The following is a 17,862-nucleotide window of genomic DNA, read 5'->3' on the forward strand; positions in this document are numbered from 1 at the left end:
CTGCAAGACCTCGGCTTTTACAGGGGTTCAGTCACCGGAGTTTTGGATGCTCAGACGAGATATGCCCTCGATCGAGCTCAGAGCAGTTACGGCGTTAGCAGTGACGATTTGTTGAGTCAAACTTTTTAGGGACTTGCGGACGCTACATCAAACAAATCGGGTTTCTAACTTCCGAGTCATTCGTCAAATGATGTATTTGCCTTAAAAAACCGGTTTCGGCGTAACTGCGATCGCACTTGCGCCGGTTTTTTGTTAATTATTGTAACAATCTGTACTTGAAACGCGAAAATAGTGTACCTTCACTCGATTGACTCCAGAATGTTGTGGCCGTTTTCGGCGATCGACTTCGGACAAGACCAATTGCTCGAAACCAAAGACGGCCATCCCATCCGCAAAGCCTCGTGACACACCGTATGAATAGTTAGCTGGCAGTCTAGCAGGTGCAATCCAGACTTTTCAGCTTGCTTCATACCTGTTTTCAAAATCGAATCGTTGTTAAATTCGATCGTTCTGTTGCACTGAACGCAGACTAAGTGGTGGTGGTGGTGCGGATAAGGCTGATTTATTTCATAATGTTTGTGACCTTCTGCTAGTTCGAGTTCCCGGAGCAGGCTCATCCTTGCCATTAACTTTAAAGTTCGGTAAATGGTGGACAAGCTAATGTTTTCTCCGCGATTTTTTAACAAAGTGTACAAATCCTCGGCACTCAGGTGATTGCCTTTGGGGAGGTTTTGAAAAACGTGCAAGATGGTTTCCCGTTGGGGAGTCATCCGCCAGCCTTTGTCATTGAGTTCGGATTTGAATGAAGACGCGGTGTAAAGTGCCATTATGACCCTCTCAAGAAAGTCTGCCTATTGACAATCATACACAACGATCGAGATATTGTGCAAATATCCGAGCTTATTGAAAAAAGGTTGAGGAAAAAATTTATTTTTTGATATTTTTCGATGGCAAATATGCCCGAAAGCCCCAGACAGAAGACATAGAAATCCTTGAGAAGTAGAAATCAATACTTCTGCTTTCCGTCTTCTATCTAGATTCAGAAACCGACAGTAGATGCACGCCCATTAATTTAATTGAGAGACTCCAGATAATCACGGACGCGGTTGCGGCGCTTTGGTTGACGGAGTTTTTGCAACGCTTTAGCTTCTATTTGGCGGACTCGCTCGCGGGACAAGTCGAGAGCACGACCGATTTCTGCCAGAGAGTAGGGGTGTCCGTCGCCCAAACCAAAGCGCATCAGAATTACATCTCGTTCGCGGCTGGTCAAATCAGCCAAAAGTTGCTGCAAGTCGCGGTGCAGAGCTTCCCGCATCAGCATTTCTTCTGGGGAGATGCTGTCGGTTTCGAGCAAGTCGCCCAATTCTGTATCTTTTTCGTTGCCCACTTTAGTTTCCAGAGAAACAGAGCGCGGGACTCGCAACAAAACTTCTCGGACTTGGGATGGTGTCATTTCCAGCTCGATCGCGATATCATCGATGGTAGCTGTCCGACCTTTTTCTTGAGAAATTTTGCGCTGGGCTTTTTTGATTTTGTTAAGTTTTTCGGTGATGTGAACGGGGAGGCGGATGGTGCGGCTTTGAGTAGCTATCGCCCGCGTAATTCCCTGCCGAATCCACCAGTAGGCATAGGTGCTAAACCGATAGCCCCGCGTCGGGTCGAATTTTTCGACGGCTCGCTCCAATCCGAGAGTACCTTCTTGTATTAAATCTAGCAACTCTAAACCGCGATTTTGATATTTTTTCGCTACCGAAACAACCAGGCGCAGGTTCGCCTTAATCATGTGGTCTTTTGCTTCGATGCCTTCAGCTTGAATTCTTTCTATCTCCTCGACAGTCATCTCTGCCAATTCTGCCCAATGGCGCTTGCCTTCGGACATAATTCGTTTTAGTTCTGGCACGTCGCCTACACCTGCTGTTAATGCCCAGCGTTCCAGGGAAGGCTTGTGTCCCAACTGTGCGGACAGGCGATCGCGCACCTCTATTACATGAACGAAGCGCCCAATTAGCCCTTCTTCCTGAGAGGCGACGGTACTGCGTAATTCCAGTAGTTTGATATAGCGCTGAACTTTTTGAGCTTCAGAGACTTCTTCGTCTCTACCTAAGAGACGAACGCGACCGATTTCTTGTAAGTAAAGGCGCACTAAATCCGTAGTGCGGCGGCTGGCATTTTTTTGCAATTTGGATGCTGTCTCTGCATCCTCAATCTCTGCTGCGCGTTGGTCGATGAGTTCGTCCCCAGCTTCTTCAGCATCTTCATCCAACACATCTACATCTTGCAATGGATTGACTTGCAGTTGTTCGTCGAATTCAGCTTCAGCGTAAAAAGAGGTGGCTGGCATAGTGATTTTCTCAGTTGCTCCGGGTGAAAAGATGCTACGCTTAGCGGTTATTTATAATTATGATGCCCGCTTTATTAGGACGAACCATCACCGCTGTTTGTTTCTTTACTAACTTTCGTGACTTTTTTTGCTGTTGTTCGATCGAACTTTGGCAGCCCCACTTCTTTTACAAAGATTCAGGAAAACCCTAAGAACTTTCTGATGTAACAGGTTGAAGGCCAGAAAAGTGCGTTGTACTTCTTTGTTTGTATAGCTAGTATAGATAGTGACAGGCTAAAAACAAGTGACGTTCGTCAGAAGTTAAGTTAATCTTCATCACCAATAACCTGGTTCCCGATCACTTCGGAAAATTAAGGATTTTTTTAATAAAACTTTATATAACTCGGCGGGATCAACTAAATACCTGCTGTGGATGGAAGTTTAATCCCTTGCAGAATATGAGGTTCAGAGTTGATCTTATTTTCAATACCGAGTTGCGGTTGACGAAAAAACCGGGTTTCCCGACAAAAATTTAGGATTTAAACTGATAATTTGAGGAAAAAACTCGCTCGATCGAGGTTTTTTGCCGGAATCGCTTTTTTTGAGGAAACAGCAGCCGATAATTATTTTGCTGTTGGCTGTGGCTTCTGGTTCAACCTCACCCAAGAGAAACGGCATCGGAAACCGAGTTTTTTGCACTCGCGCTTGGAGGACGGAAAAAGCTGGTTGTTCCTGCTGTTACCGGAGGTCGATCGGGTTTGATACGGCGTGCGCTAGATTAACCGCACGCACTATTGGATCGCGCGTGCGGACTTCAGTTTGTTCTCAGACTGCGGAATTTAGTCCGCACTACAAACCCTTTTTTGATGGTAATCGATCGGACATGATATGAGCTAGTGTCCGATCGATCGCCAGTGCACCGCGAGTTTAAATTGCTAGCGCGGGTAAAGTTTCATCAACTCCTTCACCTGTTCGGCGTGATACGAACTGCGAGTTAAGGGAGAAGCAACAACTTGCAAGAATCCCAAAGATTCGCCAAACTCTCTCCAAGCATCAAACTGTTCGGGCGGCACAAAACTTTCTACATTCAAGTGCTTTGGAGTCGGTTGTAGGTACTGTCCAACTGTCAAAATATCGCAGCCGACAGCCCGCAAGTCGTGCATCGCCTCCCGAATTTCGCTGTCTGTTTCTCCCAGTCCCACCATGATCCCGGATTTGGTGTAAACCCCCGGTGCGATTTGGCGGCTGCGCTGTAACAGTTCGAGGGTGCGATCGTACTTTCCTTGCGGCCGCACTTTCCGGTAAAGTCGCTTTACGGTTTCGGTATTGTGGTTGAGTACATCGGGGCGGGCTGCGAGAATAATTTCTAAAGCTTGCCAATTGCCGCACAAGTCGGGAATCAAAACTTCTATAGTTGTATCGGGCATGGTCGATCGCACCGCTTGAATGCACTCGACAAACACAGACGCGCCCCCATCCGGCAAATCGTCCCGGTTGACAGAGGTAATCACAACGTGATTCAGTTTTAGCCGCTGCACAGCTTGCGCCAATCTTTCGGGTTCCGTCGGATCTAAAGCTTGGGGCTTTTTCTCAAAATCGATATCGCAGTAAGGACAGGCGCGGGTACAAGCCGGGCCCATAATCAAAAATGTCGCAGTACCCGCGTTGAAGCATTCCCCAATGTTGGGGCACGAAGCCTCTTCGCAAACCGTATTCAGGGATAAATCCCGCAAAATTTCTTTGACGTTGCCGACGCGCTCCCACTGGGGGGCTTTAACTCGCAACCACTGGGGCTTAACTGTCACGTCTGTCTCCGCCTGAGTAGTGTTTTACTAATTATTATATACGAGCTTGCTCAATTTTGACTTGAATGTGATATCGTAAAATGTGATGACTAAATTCGGGATGTAGCGCAGCTTGGTAGCGCACCTCGTTCGGGACGAGGGGGTCGCAGGTTCAAATCCTGTCATCCCGATTTTAAAATTAAATTTGATATTCTGCAGCCAGTAAGTTTGTTTCGGGCGATCGTCCGGCTGTCTATACTTGTACTGAGCTGAAATTGTCGATCGGGCTGTTCATCCCCCTTGACTCTAAAAATCAACTGTAACGGTTATTTTTGCAAAGCAATGTAGAGAATAATGTGTCAAGAATCAGAGCAGCAGTAGACAGTAGAGAGCAAGTCTGAATATTCTCTCTTTGTTGAGATTCGAGACTGTGTTTGATTGTATGTACTCGATCATGAGAAATTTTACCAAGGTTTGAAACTAGAGGCAAGTAAAAACACTGCCATAGTAATTCTTAACGATTTCTTAATCAATATTTACACCTTGAGATAGATGTATTAATAGCTGAATAGGCTTACAATTGTAACCAATATTATATTAATTGTGAAATTTATCCAAAAATCGGAGGATATTCTAGTGCAAAGAAGTGGCAAAGCCTTCGGCTCCTGCTCTCGCTGCGAAACAGTACCCCAAAAAATAGAGGGTCGCGGAGGCTTATACCTGTGGTTTCCAGTGTCGCACACGCTGAACAAGGTTATTTCTGCACTGAGGGAGACAAAACTTGAATTCCAGCTTTTAGAGGAGAGCAAGTGTTTGTACATTACCCTGGAGGGAATAGCAAAAGAAAACTTTAGCGCCCTATCAGCCTCGGTGTTGACAAATCAAGAATTGAAAGAAACAAAAGTTTTGTGGATGCGGGAAGTTGAACAGCCACAATTTAGCGATTTTTATCGCAGCACTTCCTTAGACTCTTTTATTAACTTCAGCAATTCTGATTGGCTGTTAGATTTATTGTCCCAAGAACGCATTACTACACATTTTCAGCCCATTGTTTATACCTCAGATACTTCTAAGATTTTTGCCCATGAAGCGCTACTCCGAGGTATTGACGAGCAAGGAAACTTAATTCCTCCGGGTCGGATTTTTGGTCAAGCTGAATCAGCAGGTATAATTTTTCAACTAGATGCTTTAGCCCGGACTCGCGCTATTCGCGAAGCCAAGGTACACGAGATCAAAGAACTGCTTTTTATTAATTTCTCTCCGACTGCTGTTTACGATCCCGCTACGTGCCTGCGAATGACGGTGCAGGCTATTGATGAATCGGGAATTCCTCACAGCAATATTGTTTTTGAAGTAGCAGAATCTCAGCATCCTCCCGATATGGATCACTTGATTAAGATTCTGACTTTTTACCGAGAAGCGGGATTTTTAATTGCCTTGGACGATTTTGGCAGCGGTTCTTCTAATTTAAATTTGATGCACCAGTTGCGGCCGGATTTTCTAAAGTTGGATATGCAATTGATTCGCAACGTTCATCAAGATTATTATAAGGCATTAATTACTGAAAAAATGTTAGAAGTGGCCGCTCAATTACAGATTAAAACTGTTGCTGAAGGCGTGGAAACTGTGGAGGAGTTGGAGTGGGTGCGACAGCGGGGAGCGGATTTTGTTCAAGGTTTTTTGATTGCTAAGCCTTGTTCTCCACCCATCGCAGTTACCAAATATATGGGTGGCGTAGAAGCTGTTTCTTTGTCTGGCTAAACGCTCAAATTTGCTCGTTTCCAGGTTCTGCCTCCAATAAAATAAGACAAGTTCGAGCCAGAGCCTCTAGATATTCATTACCAGGCAGAGCCTGGTAACGAGAAATCAGAAAATCAGAAAATATTAAACGCTTAAATTGCGCCGCAAAAAGCTTTCTAGGGATTCCATTCTCATGTTGTAGATAGACTCCAAATTTTGCACTTCTTCGGGAGTGCAGAAAAACTCGTTACCCAACAATACCCGCAAAGTTCCTAAGCTTTTTTGAGCTTGAGGATTCAACAAACCCAAGACATTTCGCAAGCCGTCAAACACAACCAAGGGCGGGTTAATTACCACAGGTTCGCGATTGAACAAGCGTCCGAAAATCCGGGCAATGTCGTCTCTGCTCAGAACATCGGGGCCGCCGACTGCTAAAATTTGGTTGCGCGCGCCTTCGACTGTTGGCGAGTCTGCGGCAATCTTTGCTAAGTCGTCGGTACTGACAACAGAGGTGCGGTTTTTGCCGTCGCCAATCAGCAGGTAAAGTCCGGTTTCTCGAAATCTTTCTGCTAACGGTAATAAGCTGGAAGCAAAACCGGCAGGCCGCAAGATTGTATAATTCAATCCGCTGTTTTGCAGGTATTTTTCAACTTCTCGTTTGGCTTTGAATACTGCGGAATCTTCGTATCCTCGATCGACTCCCAGTACCGAAATAAAGACAAAGTGCTGCACTCCCGCTTCTTTGGCGCAGTCGATCAATTCTATGTTAGCGCGGTAGTGTACTGCTTGAACATCGCCGCCGGTGCCGTGGCTGCTGATGATGTACTGCACTCCTTGGCAGGCTTTTTTAATATCTTTGTCTTGTTTTAAGTCGCCAATAAAAATCTCGGCGCCTCGGTTTTCTAGTTCTGAGTAGCGAGATGCGAGGCGAACGAATGCGCGGACAGGCTTCTCTTGCTGTCTGATTTCTCGTACAATTCGGCGGCCTAGTGCGCCTGTTGCTCCGGTTACTAAGAACATGATTTTTAGTTGTTGGTTGTTATTAACCTTATAACTTATAAATCAAATTTCGACAATTACGGGGGCGTGGTCGCTGGGTTTGATTAATTTTCTGGGAGCAATGTCTATTGTACAGTTTTTTGCTTGTTCGTACAGGGGAGGGCTGAGATAATGGTGGTCGATTCTCCAACCATTGTTGCGGGGAAATGCGGCAGCGCGGTAGTCCCACCAGCTATAATGACCGCCTTCTGTGGTGAATTTCCGAAAGGGGTCGTTTAATCCTAATTCTATGATTTCTGTGAGTGCGAGGCGCTCGGCAACAGACAAGCCGACGGAGTTAGCATTGGCTTTGGGATTGTGGATATCTCGATCGTCCGGGACGATGTTGAAGTCGCCGCAAATGCACAAGTTGGGGAATTTATCTAGTGCTATTTTGAGGTATTCTTGCAGCAGTTTGAGCCACTTTAGCTTGTACTCATATTTCTCGCTGCCAACTTCGGAACCGTTGGGAACGTATACGCAAATAATGCAAATATCGTCGATAATCCCGGCGATGAGGCGTTTTTGTTCGTCAAAAATACCTGTGGTTTCGTCGCCGAGAAGGGGGGCAAATCCGCTGCTGATTTGCGTTAGGGGCGATCGGCTCAAAATAGCGACGCCGTTGTAGGATTTTTGACCGGAAATGTAGCAGTTGTAGCCAAGGTTGGTGAAGGGTTCTAGGGGAAAGTCTTTATCTGGAACTTTGGTTTCTTGGAGGCAGAGAACGTCTGGGGAGTTTGTTTGCAACCAGCTAGTAACGTGTTCTATGCGGGTGCGGATTGAGTTGACGTTCCAGGTAGCGATTTTCATTTCTTGTTTGTTATGTACTCTCTGATTGCTGGTTCGATCGTGAAGTGCGATCGCCCGTTTTGCTTGACTGTTTCAACTAATGACCGTCGTCCTAAAGATTGCATGACTTTCAAGAGTTCTGGCGGTGATAGTTGCAGGTTGTCTGGCTTTTTTGAGATGTCTGCTGGTTCGATCGCACTTGCTAGCCAAGAGATAACTTGTTGTTCGGATGCGGTTAGGCGATCGCACTGCTGCTGCAATAGTGATTCTAAGTCACCTAAAAACAGGGTATCATAGGAGAGGAATTCGGAAACGCTGCCGCCGAACAAGTCTTGAATTAATGTGGCAATTATATTTAACCATAAGGGATTGCCTCGGTAAAGGTCGATTAGTTCTGACCATTTCTCCGGTTCAGCTAAACCTTTTTCTTTGAATATTTCTTGTGCTTCCGCGCCTAAACCGTTGAGTTGCAGGGATTTGCAGGGGCGGTTTTCGCCTTCTAAGGCGGCGATTTCTCTGGGTTTTTCCCAACTCAGGAGGATTAAGCAACTGTTGTGGGATGATTCTGTTATTTGTTTGAAGAATGCGCCGTAATTTTCATATCCAGGTTGGTAATTTCCTGCGAGTTGTCCGCTGCTGAAGATGGTTTGGATATCATCGAGGATGATGAGACACCGGTGCGATCGTAAATATTCTAGTAGGGGCAATCCCCCCGTGGTTGCCGTTTCTTCGGGATAGGGAACGGGCACGGGGGCATCGCCCCTACAGAATTTAATTAAGTCGGTTTGGAGTGATGCCAGGGGTGGAGAGTTGCGGAGACTTCGCCAGATGATGCGATCGAATTCGTGTTGAATTTGTGAGATTAGTTGGAGAGTAAGGGCGGTTTTGCCAATACCGGATAAGCCTAAGATGGTGATGAGGCGGGTGCGGCCTAAAATCCAGTTTTCGAGGGTGGAAAGTTCGGATGTGCGGTTATAGAATAGGTTGGGTTCTGGTGCATCAGCTAAATCTAAATGTATTTTCCGTTCGGAATTGCTTGTTTTTTCGTTAAATTTATTCTTGTCTTGCGGTTCAGATTGTGAGACTTCTGGGGAGGGCAAACTTTCAGAAGAGAGGTTGCCAATATGGATACAGCCATTCCCGACGAGTGAGACAATATTAGAAGCTTGTAAATTTTCCAGTTTGGCTCTAAAATTTGCTTTAGATACTTGTTCCTTGCCTAATGCAACTGATAAAAGTTTCCATAATTTAAAGCCAACCTCTTTAACGTATTTCTCTGAACGGTTGTGATGCTGTGCAATTTCTTTATATTTCTGATTGTTCCAAGCACCACGTAATATAGCTTTTTGCAGACTATCTAAGTGTTTTCCCGTAGTAGTCAAAGCTAGATGGTCAACAAATTCTAAAGCTTCTTCAACGTCCATCGGTCACGTATATGCAAGGGGTTGAGCTAATTATAACCTAAGTAGGCATAACTTTTTCAAACTTGACCACCTAAATGTGACTTTTTATGGCCTGACCATTAAGAGAAAGTTCCTACTAAATATGACTTTATAGGCCTTGACAAACTTTAGCATTTAGGAAATAATAATTCATGCTAATCATAAATTAAAAATACTTATGGAAAGAGCGCTTGGTAAGTGGATATTTTCAGGTTTCCCTGGTTTAGAATATGTAATGGCTGGGTATATTTTAGTCGGAATGATAGTAGGAATACTGGGATTTTTTGTATTTTTTTACTTGCTCAAGTGCCTAGTGAGTAATAAAAATCCCTTAAAATATTCAGATCCCTTATCTCAACAGCCTAAAAAATATAAGTTTCTAGTAAAGGTTTGCATAGCTTATATAGCTCTAAACTTTTTCCTACTTTTTGTCCCTTATGGAGGTTTATCATCAGGTATTTTAGGTCATTTAGTCTTAATGTTATGGATGATTTCAAACGATCCGAAAGATTCAGGAGCTGGTTTTGTTTTTATATTTGGAATAATATTGATGGGAATTATTGGATGGGGGGCTATTGATTCGGGGATTATTTCCTTGGAAAATTCACAAGATTGGACATTTGAAGATGAAATGCGAAGGGGTGAACAATTTGAGAACCAAAGGCAAAAAATGATACAAGAGTGCTATGCAAAAGGTGGTGATAGTATAATTTGCGATCGATAAGGTACTGGTAAACCTGATTGCGATTATTTTCATTTTAGATGTTATCATCTCAATAGCGTAAAGCTAACTGAACTAATTTGGGGAATTATAAACTAATTGTAGTATGGAAAGCTACCCTCTCTTTAGGGAAATTAGTTGAATGGAGACAGAATAGAAAATGGCAGTCCTGTAGAATACTAAGGGGAATACAAGATGGCTAGAGATATAGAAGCAAGACGAACTAGATACAATGGGGTGACATTCAGATCTAAGTTAGAGGCTCAATGGGCTGTCTTCTGGGATGAGCTAGGAGTGAAATGGGAGTACGAACCACAGATGTTTGAGCTTCCAGATGGAAAGCAATATATACCTGATTTGTGGATAGTTGATTTAGCTTTATGGGTCGAGATTAAGCCTAATGCAAAAATTGCACACGAAGAGGATGCAAAGTGGAAATGTGAACAATTAGCTTATAAAACTGGCGACCGAGTATACTTAGACCAGGGTGGATTCGCTTGGCCTATTTCTGAAGACTGGGCATACTCAAATGCCTTTGTTGCAGGGGGTGCCGAGGTATACTCAGTTCTTTTTTACGAGATCACGGGTCATGTTGAAGGAGATTTTATATATCACTCAGAGAACCATTATTGGGCTACCTGCCCTGAATGTGGGAAATTAGGGATTGCGAAAGACCTACGAGAAGGCTACTCAATCAATTATATTTTTTCATGTGAGTGCTATACCCGGACCCGGCATCTTTCGCTACATAGCAATTCTGAAATAGTAATGAAAGCATACGATAAAGCATTAAAATATTGGAGCTAAAAAAAATCAAAATTTCCTATCATAGCTATATAGATAAATTTCTCACTGTTAAAGCTAACCTGATGATTATCTAATCAAATCCCGATCGCGAATTGAGAATTTTTCATTCTGAGTTTGCAGGTACTTGAACGAAAATCCCAGACTTTCCGGCGGTTTCCGTTGACAAGGGACAATTTTAGACTGAGGTTTCTTCTTTGACACGGGCCGAATAATATTTTTTCATCGACTCTTGAGAAATAATCGCATCACAAGATTCGTCTCTCGGCAAATCCCCTCTCGCTTCCAGCCAAGGCATTTCACTGCAAATCATTCGTTCCAAAGTTTCATCATCATACTCAAAATATGCCTCGGCAACTTCTTCGATAAATTGCCCAATTTTTTGGGGAAGTTTCGGTTGTTCGATTTTCTCTGTAATTGGTTCCCAACTAAATTGGTGTTGATACTTGTCTAATAAATCAGGAATCACCGGCCCGTGAATCCATGCTTGAAAATCTGCATCAAATAGCGGCTTACCGTAAACTCCTAAATACCAAGCTTGAGCGTAGTACATGAGTTTTTGTAGCTTGTAGACGTTGATTGCTACATCAGTTTGCGTGGCTAACCAGATGAAAGCATTTGCAATATCTCGATCGCTCAATTTGTCCGAATTAGCTGGAACCGCAACAACTTTCAGTTGACCTTCGCCTATCTGTTCCAATAGTTCAGAAACTGACAAGTTAAATTCTCCGGCAATTTCCTCAACTCTTTGCCAGACTGGAGAACTTACAGTTATTTGATATTCAGTTGTGATTGAGGTAGCTTGAGTCATGGCAGTTCTGAGAGCTAACTTAAATAATTGTAGCAAACAGTGCAGAATAATTACGTAAAGGCGATCGCCCTTACATCCCAAATTGTCAAAAAGTGCGATCGCACTTTTGCCCCTATACTTGCAAAAAAAATCCATCCGAGATAAACTGGAAATAGAAACTAAGCAACCTCTGATGATTGAAGCAAAAAACCTATGAGCACTCAAAGCTTCACAGCCATCATTTACAAAGAAGAAGATATGTATATTGCCGAATGTCCCGAAGTCGGCACAGTTGACCAAGGCGAAACCATAGAAGAAGCGATCGCCAATCTCAAACAAGCTACAAAACTCTATCTCGAAGAATGTCCCTTACCAAAAATAAGTCCCAGGTTTGTAACTAGCATAGAAGTTAGCTATGCCTAGATTGCCCAGAATATCAAGCCTAGAAGTAATTAGTGTATTAGAACGTTTAGGATTCTATCAAGCTAGGCAAACGGGTAGCCATATTGTCCTCAAAAAACCTCTTCCAGACGGAGAAATTGTTTGCGTTGTGCCACTCCACCGCGAGTTAAAAATTGGTACACTCAGCGGTGTTCTAAAGCAAGCAAAGGTCACACCTGATGAGTTTATCGCGAATTTATAACTGTCAATAACCCGGTTTCTCTGATACGCGATCGCCCTTACATCCCAAATTGTCAAAAAGCGCAACCTCTGGGAACTGTATCATTCAAACCAACTCCGACACTCTGCGCCGCCCTTCCACGGCTTCATACTCATCCTCTAAAAGCCAATACTGTGCCTCATCATAACCCTTACTAGAAAACACAACCTTATAACCCTCAGCCGGATTTTAGATCCGACAATTCCCCTCGCGTCACTTTTTGTTTCAAACTTCCCTTGCCATTTGTACTCCACATCCTCATCAATTGTCGAAAATCTAATATCCCGCCCTCAGCCATTTAACGAAACACCATTCGCTATTTTTGTCAACCTCAAAATTCCTTTAAATATTTTAATTTTGTCAACACCAGATACCCCAACCAGTAAGGCCAAATCAGAAAAATAGATTAGTTCAAAAAGCCACTCTAGGAAAATCTAAAAAATCTACTTTATTGATGCTCATTTCCCCCTCCAATCCATTAATCATCAGCGTCTATCAGCCAACATCTGCGGTTAAAAACTAACATAATTTTGCCGCCACCAAGCCCGCACAAACTTAATCTCCTCAAACGTATAACATTCTTGTAAAAAATCATAAATCGCTCTCAACCGTTCATCTCCAATAACTTCAATAGCGTGTACAATAGCCTGCTGGCGTTCCGATTCCACCAACAAATTTATATCAACTTCCCGGCCCGTATCCATCAATTCTACCAAATGTCCCGCAATAGTATTCTGGCTCATCCCCCGCATTTCTGCAATAACTTCTACAGTCACACCTTGCTTGTGCAATTCCCAGGTTTGCATCTGCGAATAAGACGGAACATTAGCAAGATTGGGAGGATTAACCACATCAGAAGGTGCAGCACCTGTGGACAATCCTTGTTCTTTACAAAAAGTGTGAATTGCCTCTAAAAAAACCTTACCGTACTTATTTCGTTTGTTGCTACCAACGCCGTAAACATCCTCAAATTCGGTGAGATTTTGCGGGCGTTTTTCAGCCATGTCTCGCAAGCTTCTATCGGCAAAAACTACGTAAGGCGGCACAAATTGTTCATCAGCAATTTGTTTTCGCAGCGTGCGAAGTATGGCAAATAAACCTTCGACTTCTACAGCCAAAGACCGCACTCTTCCCTGTACTTCCCGCTGTGCTTCTATGGCAATTTCAACAGTTCGCTGGCGTTTCATGATTTCCCAACTTTTTTCGTTGAGTTTCAAGATGGGAAAACCGTCGGTTTTTTCGTCTAACAAACCTTGATTGATCAGCGAACGGCTCAATCTTTTCCAATCCTCTGCACTTCTGTCTTTGCCAATGCCGTAAGTAGAAAGTTGCTGGTGCTGGTATTGCAATATTTTTTGATTTTTTGAGCCGCGCAGTACGTCGATAATATGATTCATGCCGAATTTCTCTTGGCATCTCGCGATGCAGGAAAGAAATTTCATTGCTTCTATTGTCCAATCTTCAACTGGTTTTTTGTTGCAACAGTTGTCGCAATTGCCACAATTGCCTGGAAATGAATCGCCAAAATAATTTAATTGGACTGTGCGGCGGCACTCGCTGGATTCTGCATAGTTAATTACTCGCCGTAACTGTTGGCGGGCTATTCTTTGTTCTTGTTCGTCTGGTTTTTGCTCAATGATGTATTCGATGGTTTTGACATCGCCGAATCCAAAAAATAAGGTGCAATGGGATGGTTCGTTGTCTCGGCCTGCGCGGCCTGATTCTTGATAGTATCCTTCGAGATTTTTGGGTAAGTCGTGGTGAATTACAAACCTTACGTCGGGTTTGTTGATTCCCATACCGAAGGCGACTGTTGCTACCATTACTTGTACGTCGTCGCGAATGAAGCGGGTTTGGTTGGTTGTGCGATCGCTATCGCTCATGCCGGCGTGATAGGGTAAAGCTTGGATGCCGCTTTGTTGCAATTTGTAGGCAACTTCGTCAACTTTTTTGCGGCTGAGACAGTAGATGATTCCTGAACCGCCTTTTTTTTGGATGATTTGCAAAACTTGGGCAAAACTGTGTTTGGTTTTTTGGCGAACTTCGTAGTATAAATTGGGGCGGTTGAAGCTGGCGACGTGGATGTAGGGATTTCGCAGATTTAGCTGCTGGATGATGTCTTCACGGACGCGCTCGGTGGCGGTGGCGGTGAGTCCCATAATGGGGATGTTTGGGTAGCGATCGCGCACTCGCTGCATTTGCCTGTATTCTGGTCGAAAGTCGTGTCCCCATTCTGAAACGCAGTGGGCTTCGTCGATCGCAAATGCCGAAATTCCTAACTTTTCTGCTACTATATCCAAAAACGGCAAAAATCTTTCACCCAACAATCTTTCGGGCGCAACGTACAGCAATTTAATTTTACCTTCGAGAATTGCTGTTTGGCGCGATCGAGTTTCTATCGCGCTCAAAGTGCTGTTGAGAAAAGTCGCCCCAATGCCATTATCCTGCAAAGCTTCCACCTGGTCTTGCATCAGAGCAATCAGCGGCGAAACAACCACAGTCAATCCCGGTTTCAACAAAGCCGGTAATTGAAAACACAAAGACTTGCCACCGCCAGTCGGCATGACAATCATCATATCGCGTTTTTGTAAAGCAGCTTCGACAATTTCCCGCTGCCCGGTGCGGAAAGAGTCATACCCAAAAAAATGTTTGAGGGATTGTTCGAGGGATGAGGGCGCGAGAGATGTTGGCGGATTCGACCCTGACATTTATTTGTAGTAATTGGTTGTTGACTTCTACCCTATTCTAGGTCTTTTGAGCACAATTACAGTTACAATATTTGAGAATCTAAATTTAACCAGAGAAACCGATGCCGAAAGCAATTTGGAATGGTGCCGTTTTGGCAGAAAGCGATAAGTGCGAAGTTGTGGACAACAACTATTATTTCCCGGCGGATGCAATCAACCGCGAGTATTTCAAAGATAGCAGCACTCACACTACTTGCGGTTGGAAAGGTGTTGCTAGTTACTACAGTGTGGAAGTCGGCGGGGAAGTGAATAAAGATGCTGCTTGGTACTATCCTACTCCAAAAGATGCTGCTAAGAATATTGCAGGATATGTTGCTTTTTGGAAAGGAGTTAAGGTTGAGGCTTGATATCAATTCCGGTTGAATTCAGAAATAATTGTTGACTGTTGACTGTTGACTGTTTAAATATTTGGACATTTGGACAAGATCAATGCAATCAGAAATAACTGTTGGCTGTTGACTGTTTGGACATTTGAATATTTGAATATTTGAATATTTGAACAATACCGATGCAATCGGAAACGATATCACACGAGTGGATGAGTTAAAAATTTGGGGCGGGTTTTGTGCGATTTTTGCACTTAAGCCGCCCCCTCAAATTTTAATCTTTTACCCAACCAGCGGCTGCTTCCCATCCCAAGCCGCGACGAACAACAATTGGTTCACTTGCTGTTAAATCGAGAATGGTAGAAATGTGATGACCGGGATCGGAATCATCATCGACAATGATATCTACTAACTTTAAAAAACAATCAAAAAGTTCAGCTTTGCCAAAGCTTTCTTCTTTTCCAGACGGCACTGCTGCTGTACCTTCTTCATCAGTGGTAATGTGAGCGGATGTGGAAATAATTGGATTTCCCAAGGCTTCCACAAGTGCAAAACAAAGCGGGTGGTCGGGAACACGAATACCTGTGGTTTTGCGTTTTGGACTCATTACCAATTTGGGCACTAACTTGGTAGCTGGTAGCACAAATGTGTAAGGGCCGGGGATTAACCGCTTGATAATTCGATATGCTTCATCCGTGACACTCGCATACTCGGTGATATTTGACAGTGAAGAACACAGGAACGTTAAAGGCTTATCATTGGATAGTTGCTTGATCCGCCTGACTCGTTCTACGGCTGATTTGGAGTTGAGATCGCAGCCGATCGCGTAAACTGTATCTGTGGGATAAAGCATCACTGCTCCATCTTTAAGAGCTTTTGCAATCTTCTCGATCCTGTCTTTTTGGGGTGCAACTGGATGCAGTCCGTAAATAATTGCCATGTTAAGATTTTGTAGGCTAAGTGGGCTATCGACAAATGTGCTAAAACAATCAATGTTGAAAATTAATTGCTAATAGTGAATAAAATAGCTTATTTTGACTGTCCCACCGGCATTGCTGGCGATATGTGTATCGGAGCCCTACTCCACGCGGGCGTTCCCTTAGACTACCTAATCGAAAAACTCAACTTACTCGGCATTTCGACAGAGTACCAATTGCGGGCGGAATTAGTCCAGCGGAACACTCAACAAGCAACTAAATTTTATGTCGATATAGCTGCCGATTTGCCCTTAAAATCAAACAATCCGGCTGCTGACTCCGCCCTCGATCCCTCGGAAACTGAATCGCCGACTTTCGACAACCGCCACCACCACCATCACGGGGAAGAACATTCTCACAGTCACGGCGAAGCAGATGCCGAAATTAGCCACAGTCATCAGCGCCATTTGCCAGAAATTGAGCAGATTATTATCTCTGCAAAATTGCCTCCGCGCGTGGAAGCTTGGAGTTTGGCCGTATTTGGCAAATTAGCAGATGCAGAGGCTGCAGTACATGGTATCCCCCCAAGCGAGGTTCACTTTCACGAGGTGGGGGCTACGGATGCAATTATTGATATTGTCGGTACTTGTTTGGGTTTGGATTGGTTGGATATTGACGAGTTTTACTTTTCGCCGATGCCGACTGGTGGGGGTACGGTGAAGGCCGCCCACGGTAGGTTGGCTGTACCCACGCCTGCTGTGATGCGGTTGTGGGAAACGCACCGAGTGCCGGTTTATAGCAACGGGATCGATCGCGAATTGTGCACTCCTACGGGAACTGCGATCGCCTGTACTTTCGCTGCTGCTTTTGGCCCGCCGCCGCCGATGCAGCTTCAGGCGATCGGATTGGGTGCGGGTTCTCGAAATCTGGCAATTCCTAATATTTTGCGCCTCTGGATTGGGGAGAAGGAAGAGGCGGAGAGGGGGAGAGGGGGAGAGTGGGAGAGTGGGAGAAAGACGGCTACTAATTCCCTATTCCCTATTCCCGATTCCCAATTACCAATTACCAATTCGCAGGAAACAATTTGTGTTTTGGAAACGCAAATTGATGATTTGAGTCCGCAGGCGATCGGCTATGTTTTTGATGCTTTGTTTGCCTGCGGAGCTCTGGATGTTTTTACTGCGCCAATTGTGATGAAAAAGTCGCGGCTGGGGGTTTTGTTAACTGCGATTTGTCATCCCGAATTTCAGGATGCTTGCGAAGCTGCGATCTTTCGCGAAACTACTACTTTGGGAATTAGAATCTCGACTCAACAAAGAACGATTTTGGATCGAGAAATCCAGAAAGTTACAACAGAGTACGGCGAAGTGCAAATAAAAGTTGCTAAGTCTGGACAAACGATTGTTAACGTGCAGCCGGAATACGAAGATTGTGCGGAAATTGCGCGAGTGAAAAACATTAGCTGGCGCGAAGTTCACCGGTTGGCGCTGCAAAGTTGGTACGATCGCACTTAATCAGTTCGCGATCGCACTCCGACAAAGAAACCGGGTTTTTATACCGAATCTGCGGGCCACAACGCAGTATTTTCGTAAAAAGCCCGGTTTCTGACTGGATAAATTCAGCAGATTAACCGCAGTATAATCTGTCGGGTTTGCTTTTCGATCGCGCAACCAAGCTAAAATATTGCCGAGATGCTGTTTGAGTTGAAATTGCAGTTTCAAAATGGGTTAATAGACGTTCTATTAAAGGATACAAAATCAGTTGAATTTATGAGTCGCCGATC

Annotated in this window: 17 protein-coding genes, 1 tRNA gene and 1 pseudogene; 10 read left to right on the plus strand and 9 right to left on the minus strand. The window is 44.2% G+C overall.

The window, feature by feature from the left end; all coding sequences use genetic code 11:
• Positions 1 to 129: a hypothetical protein gene (locus QUA01_RS27315; protein ID WP_442921515.1), complete on the plus strand. Its 129-nt coding sequence runs from the start codon at positions 1 to 3 to the stop codon at positions 127 to 129.
• A gap of 170 nt (positions 130 to 299) precedes the next feature.
• Here QUA01_RS27315 and QUA01_RS03745 read toward each other — a convergent pair whose 3' ends face one another.
• Together QUA01_RS03745 and sigC are read right to left on the minus strand one after the other, a co-directional pair.
• Positions 300 to 827: a transcriptional repressor gene (locus tag QUA01_RS03745; protein WP_333092774.1), complete on the minus strand. Its 528-nt coding sequence runs from the start codon at positions 825 to 827 to the stop codon at positions 300 to 302.
• Between the two features lie 245 nt (positions 828 to 1,072).
• Positions 1,073 to 2,341 carry an RNA polymerase sigma factor SigC gene (sigC, locus tag QUA01_RS03750; RefSeq protein ID WP_194010915.1) on the minus strand — a complete coding sequence of 423 codons (1,269 nt, stop codon included), beginning with the start codon at positions 2,339 to 2,341 and terminating at the stop codon, positions 1,073 to 1,075.
• A 531-nt stretch (positions 2,342 to 2,872) separates the two neighbouring features.
• Here sigC and QUA01_RS03755 point away from each other — a divergent pair.
• Positions 2,873 to 3,082: a hypothetical protein gene (locus QUA01_RS03755; RefSeq protein WP_333092773.1), complete on the plus strand. Its 210-nt coding sequence runs from the start codon at positions 2,873 to 2,875 to the stop codon at positions 3,080 to 3,082.
• 173 nt (positions 3,083 to 3,255) lie between these two features.
• On the opposite strand, the pseudogene lipA reads toward QUA01_RS03755, so the two are convergent.
• Positions 3,256 to 4,131 (minus strand): annotated as a pseudogene (lipA, locus tag QUA01_RS03760) (lipoyl synthase); the annotation flags it as partial.
• A gap of 90 nt (positions 4,132 to 4,221) precedes the next feature.
• On the opposite strand from lipA, the gene QUA01_RS03765 reads away from it, so the two are divergent.
• Positions 4,222 to 4,295 (plus strand) — tRNA-Pro (locus QUA01_RS03765).
• 412 nt (positions 4,296 to 4,707) lie between these two features.
• Complete coding sequence (locus QUA01_RS03770; RefSeq protein WP_333092772.1) at positions 4,708 to 5,865, plus strand: EAL domain-containing protein; 1,158 nt, start codon at positions 4,708 to 4,710, stop codon at positions 5,863 to 5,865.
• A gap of 123 nt (positions 5,866 to 5,988) precedes the next feature.
• Here the strand turns inward: QUA01_RS03770 and QUA01_RS03775 are convergent, their stop codons facing one another.
• From QUA01_RS03775 to QUA01_RS03785, 3 genes are read right to left on the minus strand one after another with little or no spacing between them, the layout of a single operon-like run.
• Complete coding sequence (locus QUA01_RS03775; protein WP_333092771.1) at positions 5,989 to 6,864, minus strand: SDR family oxidoreductase; 876 nt, start codon at positions 6,862 to 6,864, stop codon at positions 5,989 to 5,991.
• Positions 6,865 to 6,906: 42 nt separating this feature from the next.
• Complete coding sequence (xth, locus tag QUA01_RS03780; RefSeq protein ID WP_333092770.1) at positions 6,907 to 7,692, minus strand: exodeoxyribonuclease III; 786 nt, start codon at positions 7,690 to 7,692, stop codon at positions 6,907 to 6,909.
• Positions 7,689 to 9,095 carry an NB-ARC domain-containing protein gene (locus QUA01_RS03785; RefSeq protein ID WP_333092769.1) on the minus strand — a complete coding sequence of 469 codons (1,407 nt, stop codon included), beginning with the start codon at positions 9,093 to 9,095 and terminating at the stop codon, positions 7,689 to 7,691. The genes xth and QUA01_RS03785 overlap by 4 nt, the downstream gene beginning before the upstream one ends.
• A gap of 196 nt (positions 9,096 to 9,291) precedes the next feature.
• On the opposite strand from QUA01_RS03785, the gene QUA01_RS03790 reads away from it, so the two are divergent.
• Positions 9,292 to 9,837 carry a hypothetical protein gene (locus QUA01_RS03790; protein WP_333092768.1) on the plus strand — a complete coding sequence of 182 codons (546 nt, stop codon included), beginning with the start codon at positions 9,292 to 9,294 and terminating at the stop codon, positions 9,835 to 9,837.
• Between the two features lie 192 nt (positions 9,838 to 10,029).
• The gene (locus QUA01_RS03795) at positions 10,030 to 10,641 is read left to right on the plus strand and encodes a hypothetical protein (RefSeq protein WP_333092767.1); all 612 of its coding nucleotides are present in this window, start codon (positions 10,030 to 10,032) and stop codon (positions 10,639 to 10,641) included.
• A gap of 175 nt (positions 10,642 to 10,816) precedes the next feature.
• On the opposite strand, the gene QUA01_RS03800 is transcribed toward QUA01_RS03795, so the two are convergent.
• On the minus strand, positions 10,817 to 11,584 hold the full coding sequence (locus QUA01_RS03800) for a Panacea domain-containing protein (protein WP_333092766.1): 768 nt from the start codon (positions 11,582 to 11,584) through the stop codon (positions 10,817 to 10,819).
• 57 nt (positions 11,585 to 11,641) lie between these two features.
• On the opposite strand from QUA01_RS03800, the gene QUA01_RS03805 reads away from it, so the two are divergent.
• Positions 11,642 to 11,851: a type II toxin-antitoxin system HicB family antitoxin gene (locus QUA01_RS03805; RefSeq protein ID WP_333092765.1), complete on the plus strand. Its 210-nt coding sequence runs from the start codon at positions 11,642 to 11,644 to the stop codon at positions 11,849 to 11,851.
• A complete protein-coding gene (locus QUA01_RS03810; RefSeq protein WP_333092764.1) occupies positions 11,844 to 12,071 on the plus strand; it encodes a type II toxin-antitoxin system HicA family toxin in 228 nt (75 codons plus the stop codon). The genes QUA01_RS03805 and QUA01_RS03810 overlap by 8 nt, the downstream gene beginning before the upstream one ends.
• A 530-nt stretch (positions 12,072 to 12,601) precedes the next feature.
• On the opposite strand, the gene recQ is transcribed toward QUA01_RS03810, so the two are convergent.
• Positions 12,602 to 14,797 carry a DNA helicase RecQ gene (recQ, locus tag QUA01_RS03815; protein ID WP_333092763.1) on the minus strand — a complete coding sequence of 732 codons (2,196 nt, stop codon included), beginning with the start codon at positions 14,795 to 14,797 and terminating at the stop codon, positions 12,602 to 12,604.
• Between the two features lie 101 nt (positions 14,798 to 14,898).
• Between recQ and QUA01_RS03820 the strand changes: the two genes are divergently transcribed.
• Positions 14,899 to 15,183: a DUF427 domain-containing protein gene (locus tag QUA01_RS03820; RefSeq protein WP_194012269.1), complete on the plus strand. Its 285-nt coding sequence runs from the start codon at positions 14,899 to 14,901 to the stop codon at positions 15,181 to 15,183.
• A 253-nt stretch (positions 15,184 to 15,436) separates the two neighbouring features.
• On the opposite strand, the gene QUA01_RS03825 is transcribed toward QUA01_RS03820, so the two are convergent.
• Positions 15,437 to 16,102, minus strand: coding sequence for an L-threonylcarbamoyladenylate synthase (locus tag QUA01_RS03825; protein WP_194067464.1), 666 nt, complete (start codon positions 16,100 to 16,102; stop codon positions 15,437 to 15,439).
• Between the two features lie 75 nt (positions 16,103 to 16,177).
• On the opposite strand from QUA01_RS03825, the gene larC reads away from it, so the two are divergent.
• On the plus strand, positions 16,178 to 17,593 hold the full coding sequence (gene larC, locus QUA01_RS03830; RefSeq protein ID WP_333092762.1) for a nickel pincer cofactor biosynthesis protein LarC: 1,416 nt from the start codon (positions 16,178 to 16,180) through the stop codon (positions 17,591 to 17,593).
• Positions 17,594 to 17,862: the final 269 nt, after the last annotated feature.

Source organism: Microcoleus sp. S36a_B3 (assembly GCF_036700745.1).
GTDB lineage: Bacteria > Cyanobacteriota > Cyanobacteriia > Cyanobacteriales > Microcoleaceae > Microcoleus.

What these genes read in the sequence shown, in the direction of transcription:
- QUA01_RS03745 (WP_333092774.1), bottom strand. Translation starts at nt 827, where the DNA reads ATGGCACTTTACACCGCGTCTTCATTCAAATCCGAACTCAATGACAAA.
- sigC (WP_194010915.1), bottom strand. Translation starts at nt 2,341, where the DNA reads ATGCCAGCCACCTCTTTTTACGCTGAAGCTGAATTCGACGAACAACTG.
- QUA01_RS03775 (WP_333092771.1), bottom strand. Translation starts at nt 6,864, where the DNA reads ATGTTCTTAGTAACCGGAGCAACAGGCGCACTAGGCCGCCGAATTGTA.
- xth (WP_333092770.1), bottom strand. Translation starts at nt 7,692, where the DNA reads ATGAAAATCGCTACCTGGAACGTCAACTCAATCCGCACCCGCATAGAA.
- QUA01_RS03785 (WP_333092769.1), bottom strand. Translation starts at nt 9,095, where the DNA reads ATGGACGTTGAAGAAGCTTTAGAATTTGTTGACCATCTAGCTTTGACT.
- QUA01_RS03790 (WP_333092768.1), top strand. Translation starts at nt 9,292, where the DNA reads ATGGAAAGAGCGCTTGGTAAGTGGATATTTTCAGGTTTCCCTGGTTTA.
- QUA01_RS03795 (WP_333092767.1), top strand. Translation starts at nt 10,030, where the DNA reads ATGGCTAGAGATATAGAAGCAAGACGAACTAGATACAATGGGGTGACA.
- QUA01_RS03800 (WP_333092766.1), bottom strand. Translation starts at nt 11,584, where the DNA reads ATGGATTTTTTTTGCAAGTATAGGGGCAAAAGTGCGATCGCACTTTTT.
- QUA01_RS03805 (WP_333092765.1), top strand. Translation starts at nt 11,642, where the DNA reads ATGAGCACTCAAAGCTTCACAGCCATCATTTACAAAGAAGAAGATATG.
- QUA01_RS03810 (WP_333092764.1), top strand. Translation starts at nt 11,844, where the DNA reads ATGCCTAGATTGCCCAGAATATCAAGCCTAGAAGTAATTAGTGTATTA.
- recQ (WP_333092763.1), bottom strand. Translation starts at nt 14,797, where the DNA reads ATGTCAGGGTCGAATCCGCCAACATCTCTCGCGCCCTCATCCCTCGAA.
- QUA01_RS03820 (WP_194012269.1), top strand. Translation starts at nt 14,899, where the DNA reads ATGCCGAAAGCAATTTGGAATGGTGCCGTTTTGGCAGAAAGCGATAAG.
- QUA01_RS03825 (WP_194067464.1), bottom strand. Translation starts at nt 16,102, where the DNA reads ATGGCAATTATTTACGGACTGCATCCAGTTGCACCCCAAAAAGACAGG.